The organism is Kitasatospora sp. NPDC096147 (genome assembly GCF_044763225.1).
Lineage (GTDB): Bacteria > Actinomycetota > Actinomycetes > Streptomycetales > Streptomycetaceae > Kitasatospora.
On the sequence record NZ_JBIWFX010000003.1, the window covers coordinates 240,212 to 251,788 of the forward strand.

Consider the following 11,577-nt stretch of genomic DNA (forward strand, 5'->3'; position numbering starts at 1 on the left):
GGGCGATGACGGCGGCTCCTCGCCCCGCCCGGTCCGCACCGGCGCTACCGTCTCCAGCTGAGTCATTCATCCCCCTTGTGACGTTATGTCAGTGTTGTGCAGGGATGGACGCCCCAACCGGTCGGAAGGGTTCCGTACGATCAGTACCGGTACGCCGCCGCGATCGCCCGGTGGTCGCTGCCGTCGGCCGGCAGCACCCAGGAGTCGGTCGGGGTGAGCCCGCCCTTGCTGAGGATCTGGTCGATCCGGGCCATCGGGAAGCCGGCCGGCCAGCTGAAGCCGAAGCCGTCCCCGGCGGCGCCCTGGGCGGAGCGCATCTGGGCGGTGATCGGGGCCAGCGAGCGGTCGTTGACGGTGCCGTTGAGGTCGCCGAGCAGCAGCACCTTCTTCACCGGCTCCGCCTCGATCGCGTCGCCGAGCGCCTGCGCGCTGACGTCCCGCCGCCCGGCGGTGAAGCCGCTGTCGGACTTCAGCCGGACCGACGGCAGGTGCGCGACGTAGACCGCGAGCGGGCCCTGCGGGGTGGTCACGGTGGAGCGGAAGGCCCTGGTCCAGCCGATCTTGATGTCCACCACCTCGGTGTCCGCGATCGGGTACTTCGACCAGAGGCCGACGGTGCCCTCCACCACGTGGTACGGGTACGCGGCGGCCAGACCCTTGCTGTAGGTGCGGACGGCGTCCGCAGCCAGCTCCTCCAGGGCGACGATGTCGGCGCCGGAGCCGTTCAGCAGCTTCACGGTGCCGGCCGGGTCGGTGTTGGCGGCGGCGACGTTGTGGCTGAGCACGGTGAAGTCGCCCTTCCCGGTGCTCTTGTCGGTGAGCAGGCCGCCGAACAGGTTGAGCCAGACCACCGCCGGCAGCAGCACCGCGATCAGCGCGGTGGCCGAGCGGCGCAGCACGGCGAGCGCGAGCAGCAGCGGGACGGCCAGGCCGACCCAGGGCAAGAAGGTCTCCAGCAGGCTGCCGAGATTGCCCCAGCCGTTCGGCACGGTGGAGTGGAAGACCATCAGCAGGGCGGTGAGCACGGCCAGTGCGGCGATGATCCAGCCGCGCCGCCAGAGCCCGGACCGCCACGAACGGCGAGGCCGCCGGACCGGGGTGGCCCCGCCGTCCGCCGGAGCCACTGCCTCGTCCGCCCGCACCATGAACCGTCCTCCACACCGTCACGCCGTCGTCGACCTCGAACCCACCCCGTACCGGCTGACACCTGGTCAGACGGTTTTGTCGGATTCTCCGCTCAGCCTATGACGGCATGGACGTGCTCCCGGCAGCGGCGGGTTCCGGCGCGCCCCGGTCAGTGAGATTCGCCACCGGACGGCGGCACCGCCGACGGCACCGCCGAGGCCGCCGACGCCGACGCCGGACGGGCCGCGACGCCCTGGAGCACCGCGTCCACCATCCGCTCGGCCAGCAGCTCGTCGTCCAGCGGGGACTCCTCCCAGAGCAGCGTGCGGACCAGGATCGGACCCATCAGGATCTCGGCCAGCAGCTCGGGTTCGAGGTCGGAGCGCAGCACGCCCTGGTCCACCCCGCGCTGGATGATCTGCCGGGCCAGCTCGCGGCGCGGCCGAACGATCCGGTCCTTGTAGAGGGCCCGCAGCTCGGGCCAGCTCTCCAGCTGGCCCAGTGCCGACCGGAGCACCCAGCGGGAGCGCTTGGCCAGGCCGCGCAGGCGCATGTACTCGATCATCGCGATCAGCTCGTCGCGGACGTCGCCGCCGGTGGGCGGCACCGGGTCGGGGGACTCCAGCCGGGCGAACACGTCGACCAGCAGGGCCTCCTTGTTCGGCCAGCGGCGGTAGATGGTGGCCTTGCCCACCCCGGCCTCGGCGGCGATCCGCTCGATGGAGAGCTCGATCAGGCCGGCCCCGCCCTCCATCAGCCGCTCCACCGCCTCGACGATCGCCTGCTCGGCCGCCTCGCTGCGCGGCCGGCCCCGCCGGGGCGCACAGGGCGTCCCGGCGGGGCCGGCGGCATCGGTGGTCTCGGTCTGCATGGCCCCATTCTGCCCGGCGGGGCTGGAGCGCCGGTCCACCGCCATGACGGAGCCTCAGCCCTTCGCCGGGGCGAGCTCGGGGTCGGCCCCGGCGCCGGGCTCCCGCCCCGGGGCCCCGGCCGCACCCTGCGGACCTGCGGCGGCGTCGGCCGGGGCCTTGCCGGGCAGCAGGAACCAGGCGAGCAGCACGCCCACCAGGGTGACGCCGGCCGACAGTCCGGCGACCACGTGCATGGCGTTGATGAAGGCGTCCTCGGCCGGGGCGACCAGCGCCGGGGCACCCGCGTGCTGGGCCACCGCGAGGGTGGCCTCCAGCGACTCGCCGGCCCTGTCCCGCAGCGGGGCCGGGAGTTGGGCCAGGGTGTCGGAGACGCCGTCCCGGTAGACGGTGGAGAGCACCGCGCCGAGCACCGCGACCCCGAGCGAGCCGCCGACCTGGCGGAAGGTGTTGTTCAGCGCCGAGCCGGCCCCGGCCTTCTCGCGCGGAAGCGAGCTCATGATGGCGACGGTGACCGGCGGCATCACGTGTGCCATGCCGGCGCCCATCAGGAAGCCGAGCACCACCAGCAGCCAGATCGAGGTGTCCCGGCCGAGCAGCAGGTAGCCGAGGAAGGCGACCACGATCAGCGCCATCCCGCCGGCGCAGGTGGCCCGGACGCCGAAGCGGTCCACCACCAGCCGGGCCCGGGGGGCGAAGAGCAGCTGGGCGACGGCCAGCGGGAGCATCAGCACCCCGGCCTCCAGGGCGCTGTAGCCGCGCACGCTCTGGATGTAGAAGACGCCGAAGAAGGAGACGCCCATCAGCGCGAAGAAGACCAGGCCGATGACGGCGACGGAGGCGCTGAAGACCTTGTTGCGGAACCACCGGACGTCCATCGCCGGGTGGCTGGTGCGGCGCTCCCAGAGCACGAAGGCGGCCAGCACGGCCACGCCGCCGAGGGTCGGCACCCAGGCGCCGGGCGCGGTGAAGTCGGCCAGCTCGCCGCCCTTGATGATGCCGTAGATCAGCGCGACCAGGCCGATGATCGAGAGCACCACGCCGACCGGGTCCAGCTTGCCCGGGTTCGGGTCCTTGGAGTTCGGCACCAGCAGGGCCATCGCGACCAGGGCGACGATCACGATCGGCACGTTGACCAGGAAGACCGAGCCCCACCAGAAGTGCTCGATCAGCAGACCGCCGGTGATCGGGCCGATCGCGATGGCCAGGCCGACCGCGCCGGCCCAGATGCCGATCGCCTTGGGCTGCTCGTGCCGCTCGAAGACGTTCATGATGATGGCCAGCGTGGCGGGCATCACGAAGGCGCCGCCGAGGCCCATCACCGCGCGGTAGCCGATGAGTTCACCGGGCGAGGCGGCCAGCGCGGAGAGCAGCGAGCCGAGGCCGAAGACCACCATGCCGCCGAGCAGCGACCACTTGCGGCCGAACCGGTCGCCGAGCAGGCCGGCCGTGAAGAGCAGCCCGGCGAAGACCAGGGTGTAGGAGTTGATGGACCATTCGAGGTCGCTCTGGCTGGCCCCGAGGCCGGTGGGCGCGGGCGAGGCGATGGTCTTCATCGCCACGTTGAGGATCGAGTTGTCGAGGACGACGACGAGCAGGGCGAGCACCAGGGTGCCCAGGATCGCCCAGCGGCGGCGGTGGACGGCCTCCGGGATCCGGGACGGCGCGGCGGTGGTCATGCTTCTCCCCCATGGAGGTTCTGCGTGCGGCTTCATAACGAGACCGTGGCGTCTCGTAAATGAGCCTAGCGGCAGTTTCGATACGAGACGGGTCCGTATCGCAAAACCTCGGCAAAGAACCGCTGTGCGGAAGCCCGTGCGCCCGCTCTTTGCGAGCCGGGGCGGGCGTGCAAGCATGGGAGCAGATCCGGGGACGCCGCACGGCGCCACGAGACGACAACCCACAGGAGCCTGTTCGATGAACGCTTCTCCGCTTCAGCCTGCCCAGGGGTCCGCGCAGACCCTCTACGGCGGGATCACCAACCGCCGCATCACCGTCCGGGACATCGCCGCCGCCAAGCAGCGCGGCGAGCGCTGGGCGATGCTGACGGCCTACGACGCCCTCACCGCCGGCGTCTTCGACGAGGCCGGCATCCCGGTGCTGCTGGTCGGCGACTCGGCCGGCAACTGCCACCTGGGCTACGAGAACACCGTGCCGGTGACGATGGATCAGATGGTCATGCTGTCGGCCGCCGTGGTGCGCGGCTCCAAGCGCGCGCTGGTGGTCGGCGACATGCCGTTCGGCTCGTACCAGGAGTCGCCCGGCCAGGCGATGCACAACGCGGCCCGGCTGATGAAGGAGGCGGGCGTCGGCGCGGTCAAGCTGGAGGGCGGCGAGCGCAGTGCCCGCTCGATCGAGCTGCTGGTCGAGGCCGGCATCCCGGTGATGGCCCACATCGGGCTGACCCCGCAGTCGGTGCACGCGCTCGGCGGCTACCCCGTGCAGGGGCGCGGCGACGAGGCGGCGCACCAGCTGCTCCGGGACGCCAAGGCGGTGCAGCAGGCGGGCGCCTTCGCCGTGGTGCTGGAGGCGGTGCCGGCCGAGCTGGCGGCGCAGGTCACCGAGCAGCTGGCGATCCCGACCGTCGGCATCGGCGCGGGGGCGGGCACCGACGCCCAGGTGCTGGTGTGGACCGACATGGCCGGCATGACGGCCGGCCGGGTGCCCAAGTTCGTCAAGCAGTACGCGAACCTGCGGTCCGTGCTGGGCGAGGCCGCCAAGGAGTTCGCGGCCGAGGTCGGCGCGGGCACCTTCCCGGCGGCGGAGCACACCTTCAAGTAGGCGGACGGGACACGAGAGGAGCGGCGCCCGGGCCCAGGCGCCGCTCCTCAGTCGTTCAGGTCACTGACGGGTGGTCAGCAGTTGACCGGAACGTCGAGGCTGACCGGGGTGTTGTACCAGCCGAACTCGGCGACCGCGAAGGTGGCGTGCACGGTGGAGCCGCACGCGACGGTGCCGGAGACGCCGCGGACCTGGGTGGTGGTGGCCCGGAAGGTGACGTTCTGCTGGGTGGTGCCCAGCGAGGCGCCGCCGACGACGTTGCCGCTCAGGGTGGTGAGCAGGTTGTGGGTCGGGATCGGGTAGCCCGGGCTCGGCGGACCGGCGAGCGAGATCTGGCCGTAGAGCTCGACCTGGCCGTCGGTGATCTCAGCGCAGACCTTGGTGTAGAGGCCCGACTGGAGACCGTAGTTGCTGCAGGTCGTCGTGGTGGTGGCGGCCTGCGCCGGGGTGGCGGCGAGAACCAGGCCGACGGCGCCGGCGGCGACGAGCATCTTGCGGAACATGAGAGTCCCTCCCTCGGATACAGCGCGCACGGCCCCACGCCGCGCGCTGCTGCAATGTGATATTTCACTGTACACGTGAATCTGAGACTTCGTCAGTTTTAACGGACCACGATCTTCCGGGGACCGGACGACGTCGGGTCGGCCCGGTGACAGCGGCCCGGCGTCGGCGACAGCGGGCTGACAGCGGCGTGACAGCCGGGCCGGGGAGGCTGCTGCCATGACCCGAATCGAGAACGCCGTCGAGGTGCGCGGCATCGTCAAGCACTACGGAGAGACCAAGGCCCTGGACGGCGTCGACCTGACCGTCCGCCAGGGCACCGTGCTCGGCGTGCTCGGCCCGAACGGGGCCGGCAAGACCACCCTGGTCCGGATCCTCTCCACCCTGATCAAGCCGGACGCCGGCACCGCCGTGGTCGGCGGCTACGACGTGCTGACCCAGCAGAAGGAGCTGCGCCGCACCATCGGCCTCACCGGCCAGTACGCCTCGGTGGACGAGCTGCTCTCCGGCTACGAGAACCTCTACCTGATCGGCCGGCTGCTCGACCTGACGGGCAGGCAGGCCAAGGCCCGGGCCGCCGAGCTGCTGGAGCGCTTCTCGCTCACCGAGGCCGCCAAGCGCCCGGCCAAGACCTACTCCGGCGGCATGCGCCGCCGCCTCGACCTGGCCGCCTCGATGATCGGCCACCCCAAGGTGCTCTACCTGGACGAGCCCACCACCGGCCTGGACCCGCGCACCCGCAACGAGGTCTGGGACGAGGTGCAGCGGATGGTCCGGGAGGGCTCCACCGTGCTGCTCACCACCCAGTACATGGAGGAGGCCGAGCAGCTGGCCCACGAGCTGACCGTGATCGACCGGGGCCGGGTGATCGCCAACGGCGCGGTCGCCGACCTCAAGGCCCAGGTCGGCGGGCGCACCCTCCAGGTCCGCCCGCAGCACCCGGCCGAGCTGCCCGAGATGGCCCGCTGCCTGCGCGAGGCCGGTCTGGCCCACGTCACCCTCTCCGAGGACACCGGCCTGCTCTCGGTGCAGCTCACCGACGACGAGCAGCTCACCACCGTGGTCGGCGTGCTCGGTGCGCGCGGCTTCGCGATCGCCGGCATCGACACCAAGCTGCCCACCCTGGACGAGGTCTTCCTGACCATCACCGGCAAGCCGCAGGACACCGTCCCCACCCAGCCCCTCCGCGACAAGGAGCCCGTGGCATGAGCGCCGCCACCCTGACCCCGGCCGCCTCGGCCCGTACCTCCCCGGCCGCCGCGCTGCGCCACGTCGGCGCGCTGACCCGGCGCAACCTGATGCGGATCAAGGCCGACCCGGAGTCGATGATCGACGCGCTGTTCGTGCCGATCATCTTCACCCTGCTGTTCGTCTACGTCTTCGGCGGCGCGGTCTCCGGCAGCCAGGACGAGTACATCCAGTACATGATCCCCGGCCTGCTCGGCTCGACCGGGCTGAACCTGGCGATGGCGGTCGGCACCGGTCTGAACAGCGACTTCCAGACCGGTGTGATGGACCGCTTCCGGACCCTGCCGATCGGCCGGGCCTCGGTGCTGCTGGCGAAGATCGCGGCCGAGCTGATGCGGGCGCTGGTCTCGTTCACCATCCTGATCGTCTTCGCGATGATCCTCGGGCTGAAGCTGACCACCGGCTTCCTGCCGCTGCTCGGCGCGGTCGGCCTGTCGCTGCTGTTCGGCACCTCGATCATCTGGATCTCGATGCTGCTGGGCATGGCGATGCGCAGCGCCCAGGCCGTCCAGGGCGTCTCGATGCTGGTGATCATGCCGCTCCAGTTCGGCAGCTCGATCTTCGCCCCGACCACCACCATGCCCGGCTGGCTGCAGACCTTCACCGAGTACAACCCGCTCTCGGCGCTGGCCGACGCCTGCCGCAGCCTGATCAACGGCGGCCCGCTCACCCACGCGGTGACGGTGGTCGTGGTCTGGTCGGTGGCCGTCACCGCGATCACCGCCCCGCTGGCGGTGGCCCGCTTCCGCAAGCGGACCTGAGCGTCCGCCCCCTAGAAGTCCCGCACCAGGTCGAGCAGCTGACTGGTGCTCGGGAGGCCGAGCGCCCCGCCCTCCGCGAGGGCCGCGTCGTACTCCTCCCGACCGAGCAGGGCCCGCGCCGTGGCGTGGGCCTTCTCGCGTTCCTCCCGTTCGATGAAGGTGCCGCGCGGGCCGTGCAGGGCGTCGTGCGCACCGAGCAGCACCGCGGAGAACCGGATCAGCGAGCGGTCGCCCCGGTGCTCGCCGACCGCCAGCAGGGTGCCGACGAACGACGGGATCAGCATCACCGTCATGTGGTCGGCGAACACCCCGGCCATCCCGGGCACGTCCCGCATCCGGTGCCGGCCCTGCTGGAGCACCGCCAGCGCCCCCTCCGGGTCGCCCGCCCGGGCCACCACCCAGCTCCGGATGCAGAGCACCAGGCCGGTGAAGACCCCGGGCACCAGCGGCCCGAGCAGCTGCTGGTGCTCCGTCAGGTGGTCCAGCTCGGCCAGCGCCTCGGCATGCTGCCCGCGCCGGCTGAGCAGGCCGCAGAGCACCAGCCGCCCGAACAGCTGGGCACCGTCGCCGGACTGGCCGCCGGCCCGCTCCACCTCCGCCAGCGCCGAGCGCACCAGCCGCTCGCCCTCCTCCGGCTCGGTCTGCAGCAGCGCCTCGCCGAGCCGCACCTTGAGCATCGGCACCTCGTGGAAGGCGCCCAGCTCCTCGGCCAGCCCGATGGACTGACGGTACGTCCGGGCCGCCCCGGCGGCGTCCCCGTCGTTGCCCATCGCCTCGGCCTGGGCGGCCAGCGCCTCCGAGCGGCCCCAGCTGTCGCCGAGCCGGGTGAAGATCTCCAGCGCCTCGTTGGCGTCCCGCACCGCCTGCGGCAGTCCGCCCACCCAGTCGTTCAGGGTGCGGGCCCGGATCTGCAGCAGGAAGGCCAGGTCGGTCTCGGTGCCGTGCACCCGGGCGCCCGCCACCGCCTCGTCCAGCAGGTCCTTCATGGTGTCCATCCGGCCGGTCAGGAAGGACGCGAAGACCCGCATCAGCGAGGGGAAGCGGTAGGACTGCGGCAGGTCCGGGCCGTAGACGTCCATGATCCGCTGGGCCCGGACCACCTGGACGGCCTGGTCCTCCTGCTCCAGGCCGCCGCCGGCGAAGGCGGCCACCAGCCGGTAGAGGTTCACCTGCCGGCGGGCCTCCCAGACCATCTCCGGCGCCATCGGCAGCGGATGCTCCAGCGGCCCCTCGGTCAGCGGCACCGCCGCCGGGGCGTCGTCGGCGAACGGGTCGGGGCCGAGCCGGCAGACCTCGTCGTACCAGGCACTGGCCTCGGCCCGGTAGTCCCGCAGCTGCCAGAACCAGCCCATGCCGAGCACCAGGACCAGCGCCTCCTGCTCCTCGCCCCGGTCCACCGCCCGGCGGATCGCGGCCCGGACGTTGTCCTGCTCGCGCTCCAGCAGGTGGAGGACCGCCAGCTGCTCGGGGCCGTGGATGTCCCGGTCGGCGAGGCGCACCAGCTCGCGGTGGTACCGGACGTGACGCATCGCCACCTCGGGCTCGGCGGCCTCGGCCAGGCGCTCGCCCGCGTACTCCAGGATGGTCTCCAGCATCCGGTACCGGGGCCGCTCGCCGAAGCCGGCCACCAGCAGGGACTTGTCGACCAGCGAGAGCAGCAGGTCGGCGACCTCCTCCCGGGGCACCTCGGCCCCGTCCGAGCAGACCTGCTCGGCCCCCTCCAGGGTGCAGCCGCCGGCGAACACCGAGAGCCGGCGCAGCACCGCGCGCTCCCGCTTGCCCAGCAGGTCCCAGCTCCAGTCCACCACCGCGCGCAGGGTCTGCTGACGCGGCAGCAGGGTCCGCGAGCCGGCCGTGAGCAGCGCGAAGCGGCTGTCCAGCCGGTCCGCCAGCTGACGCGGGGTCAGGCCGCGCAGCCGGGCCGCGGCCAGCTCGATGGCCAGCGGCAGGCCGTCCAGCCGACGGCAGATCTCGGCGCAGGCGGCCGGGTCCTCGGCCGGGTCGAAGCCCGGGCGGGCGGCGGCGCCGCGCTCGGCCAGCAGCCGCAGCGCCACCTGGCCGGGCAGCGGCTCGACCGGCAGCAGCACCTCGCCGGGCACCCCGAGCGGCTCCCGGCTGGTGGCCAGCACGGTCAGCTCCGGGCACTCGGCGAGCAGCTGGTCGGCCAGCTCGGCGGCGGCCTGCACCAGGTGCTCGCAGTTGTCCAGCACCAGCAGCATCCGGTGCTGGCCGCAGTGCTCGACGATCCGGCGGACCGGGTCGTAGGTGCGGGCCGCCTCGCCGACCGCGCCGCCGGAGTGCAGCACCGTCTCGCGCAGGCCGAGCGCGGAGAGCACCGCGCCGGGCACCGCCGCCGGGTCCTCCAGCGGGGCCAGCTCGACCAGCCAGACGCCGTCCGGCCAGCGGCCGTCGGCCTGCTCGGCCAGCGCGGCCTCGACCGAGAGCCGGGTCTTGCCGGAGCCGCCGGGGCCGGTCAGGGTGGTCAGCCGACTGGCCGTCAGGGCGTGCTGGAGCGCGGCCAGGTCCTCGCCCCGGCCGACGAAGCTGGTCAGCCGACGGCGCAGGTTCCCCTGGCCGCGGCGCGGCGCCTCGGTGGCGACCGGCACGGCCCGGGAGGCCGGGGAGGCCGGCGGCGGGACGGGCGCGCCGTCCAGCAGCTCCCGGTGCAGGGTGCGCAGCGCCTCGCCCGGGTCGGCGCCGAGCTGCTCGGCCAGCTCACGGCGGATCAGCTCGTAGTGCTGGAGCGCCTCGGCGGTGCGGCCGGTGGCCCGCAGCGCACGGACCAGCAGCACCGCCAGCGGCTCGTCCAGCGGACGGGCCTGGCAGAGCTCGGCCAGCTCGGCGGTCAGCTCGGCCGCCCGGCCGAGCTCCAGCTCGGCGGCGATCCGGTCCCGGCGGGCCTCGTCCCGCTCGGCCTCCAGCCGGGTGGCGGTGCCGCCCCGGTCCGGCAGGTCGGCCAGCGCCGGGCCGCGCCAGAGCGCCAGCGCGGCGGTCAGCACCCTGGCTGCCCGCGCGAAGTCCCCGGTGGCGGCAGCCGCCCGGCCCTCGGTGGTCAGCCGGTGGAAGTCGGCCAGGTCGCTGGCCGCGGCGGCGGTGGTCCAGTAGCCGGCCGGCCCGGAGCCGATCTCCTCCCGGCCGACGGTGCGGCGCAGCCGCCCGACCAGGGTCTGCAGGGCGGCGGCCGAGTCCTGCGGCGGATCGGCGCCCCAGACCTCGTCCACCAGCAGGTCGGCCGGGACGGGGCGGCCCCGGCGCAGCACCAGGGCGGTGAGCAGCGCGCGCAGCCGGGCTCCGCCGAGCGGTACCGGGGTGCCGTCGTCGCGGTGGGCGGTGGTGGTTCCGAGGATGCCGTAGTGCACCGGACCATTCTCAAGGACGCGGGACCGGGCTCAGGTACGAATATCCTTCGGAACCGTCGCCCGTGGCGGTGCGTTCACCTGTCGCGCCTTGTGGGTGCCCGGCCCGCCGGGCATGATCGACCGTCACACCCGCCACTCCCGCATCGGAGCCCGCCCGCCATGACCTTCGCCGAAGCCCAGCGTTCCCGCCGTGAGGAGCGCCGGATCAGTCCGGTGTTCTGGGTGCTGCTGGCCACCCTGGGCACGTCCGGCTGGGCCGTGGCCACCGGCTACGGCAGCCCCCGGTTCGGCATCTTCCTGTTCGTGGTGGCCGGCTGGGTGGTCTCGCTCTGCCTGCACGAGTACGGCCACGCCCGGACCGCGCTGCACGGCGGTGACATCTCGGTCGGCAGCAAGGGCTACCTGACGCTCAATCCGCTGAAGTACGCCAACGTGCTGCTGAGCTTCGTGCTGCCGCTGGTCTTCGTGATCCTCGGCGGCATCGGCCTGCCCGGCGGCGCGGTCTACATCGAGCGGCACCGGATCAACGGCCGGCTCAAGCACAGCCTGATCTCGGCCGCCGGGCCGCTGGTGAACGTGCTCTTCGCGGCGGCCCTGCTGATCCCGCTCGGCGCGGGCTGGGTGAGCTCCCCGGCGCTGGCCGCCGGGATGGGCTTCCTCGGCCTGCTCCAGGTCAGCGCCGCGCTGCTGAACCTGCTGCCGGTGCCGGGCCTGGACGGCTACGGCATCGTCGAGCCCTGGCTCTCCTACTCCACCCGGCGCAGCCTCGCCCCGGTCGCCCCGTACGGCATGCTGGCGGTCTTCCTGCTGCTCTGGCAGCCGGAGGTGAACCGCTGGTTCTTCGGCCTGGTCTACGACGTGATGGAGCTGTTCGGCGCCGACCCGTACTACGCGCAGGTGGGCAACTACCTGTTCCGCTTCTGGCAGTCCTGA

Annotated in this window: 9 protein-coding genes; 4 read left to right on the forward strand and 5 right to left on the reverse strand. The window is 73.0% G+C overall.

Annotated elements, in window-relative coordinates; translation table 11 throughout:
- Positions 1–140 precede the first annotated feature (140 nt).
- The 3 genes from ACIRBX_RS11565 to ACIRBX_RS11575 all read right to left on the reverse strand — a co-directional run bounded on the left by ACIRBX_RS11565 (position 141) and on the right by ACIRBX_RS11575 (position 3,673).
- Positions 141–1,145, reverse strand: a complete 1,005-nt coding sequence (locus tag ACIRBX_RS11565; protein WP_402295633.1) for an endonuclease/exonuclease/phosphatase family protein — start codon at positions 1,143–1,145, stop codon at positions 141–143.
- A 149-nt stretch (positions 1,146–1,294) separates the two neighbouring features.
- Entirely contained in the window at positions 1,295–1,996 is a 702-nt protein-coding gene (locus tag ACIRBX_RS11570) for a TetR/AcrR family transcriptional regulator (RefSeq protein ID WP_402295634.1), read from the reverse strand.
- Between the two features lie 54 nt (positions 1,997–2,050).
- Positions 2,051–3,673: a DHA2 family efflux MFS transporter permease subunit gene (locus tag ACIRBX_RS11575; RefSeq protein WP_402295636.1), complete on the reverse strand. Its 1,623-nt coding sequence runs from the start codon at positions 3,671–3,673 to the stop codon at positions 2,051–2,053.
- Positions 3,674–3,911: 238 nt separating this feature from the next.
- Here ACIRBX_RS11575 and panB point away from each other — a divergent pair, with 238 nt between their 5' ends.
- Entirely contained in the window at positions 3,912–4,775 is an 864-nt protein-coding gene (gene panB / locus ACIRBX_RS11580) for a 3-methyl-2-oxobutanoate hydroxymethyltransferase (protein ID WP_402295637.1), read from the forward strand.
- A 74-nt stretch (positions 4,776–4,849) separates the two neighbouring features.
- On the opposite strand, the gene ACIRBX_RS11585 is transcribed toward panB, so the two are convergent.
- Positions 4,850–5,278 carry a hypothetical protein gene (locus tag ACIRBX_RS11585; protein WP_402295639.1) on the reverse strand — a complete coding sequence of 143 codons (429 nt, stop codon included), beginning with the start codon at positions 5,276–5,278 and terminating at the stop codon, positions 4,850–4,852.
- A 217-nt stretch (positions 5,279–5,495) separates the two neighbouring features.
- On the opposite strand from ACIRBX_RS11585, the gene ACIRBX_RS11590 reads away from it, so the two are divergent.
- Both ACIRBX_RS11590 and ACIRBX_RS11595 read left to right on the forward strand, forming a co-directional pair.
- Positions 5,496–6,485, forward strand: coding sequence for an ATP-binding cassette domain-containing protein (locus tag ACIRBX_RS11590; RefSeq protein ID WP_402295641.1), 990 nt, complete (start codon positions 5,496–5,498; stop codon positions 6,483–6,485).
- Entirely contained in the window at positions 6,482–7,285 is an 804-nt protein-coding gene (locus tag ACIRBX_RS11595) for an ABC transporter permease (RefSeq protein WP_402295642.1), read from the forward strand. The genes ACIRBX_RS11590 and ACIRBX_RS11595 overlap by 4 nt, the downstream gene beginning before the upstream one ends.
- An 11-nt stretch (positions 7,286–7,296) precedes the next feature.
- Here the strand turns inward: ACIRBX_RS11595 and ACIRBX_RS11600 are convergent, their stop codons facing one another.
- The gene (locus ACIRBX_RS11600; protein WP_402295644.1) at positions 7,297–10,644 is read right to left on the reverse strand and encodes a BTAD domain-containing putative transcriptional regulator; all 3,348 of its coding nucleotides are present in this window, start codon (positions 10,642–10,644) and stop codon (positions 7,297–7,299) included.
- Between the two features lie 159 nt (positions 10,645–10,803).
- Here ACIRBX_RS11600 and ACIRBX_RS11605 point away from each other — a divergent pair, with 159 nt between their 5' ends.
- On the forward strand, positions 10,804–11,577 hold the full coding sequence (locus tag ACIRBX_RS11605; protein WP_402295646.1) for a site-2 protease family protein: 774 nt from the start codon (positions 10,804–10,806) through the stop codon (positions 11,575–11,577).

Excerpts from the sequence above, each read along its gene's own strand:
- ACIRBX_RS11570 (WP_402295634.1), bottom strand. The coding sequence starts at position 1,996 with ATGCAGACCGAGACCACCGATGCCGCCGGCCCCGCCGGGACGCCCTGT.
- ACIRBX_RS11585 (WP_402295639.1), bottom strand. The coding sequence starts at position 5,278 with ATGTTCCGCAAGATGCTCGTCGCCGCCGGCGCCGTCGGCCTGGTTCTC.
- ACIRBX_RS11575 (WP_402295636.1), bottom strand. The coding sequence starts at position 3,673 with ATGACCACCGCCGCGCCGTCCCGGATCCCGGAGGCCGTCCACCGCCGC.
- ACIRBX_RS11590 (WP_402295641.1), top strand. The coding sequence starts at position 5,496 with ATGACCCGAATCGAGAACGCCGTCGAGGTGCGCGGCATCGTCAAGCAC.
- ACIRBX_RS11595 (WP_402295642.1), top strand. The coding sequence starts at position 6,482 with ATGAGCGCCGCCACCCTGACCCCGGCCGCCTCGGCCCGTACCTCCCCG.
- ACIRBX_RS11565 (WP_402295633.1), bottom strand. The coding sequence starts at position 1,145 with ATGGTGCGGGCGGACGAGGCAGTGGCTCCGGCGGACGGCGGGGCCACC.
- ACIRBX_RS11605 (WP_402295646.1), top strand. The coding sequence starts at position 10,804 with ATGACCTTCGCCGAAGCCCAGCGTTCCCGCCGTGAGGAGCGCCGGATC.
- panB (WP_402295637.1), top strand. The coding sequence starts at position 3,912 with ATGAACGCTTCTCCGCTTCAGCCTGCCCAGGGGTCCGCGCAGACCCTC.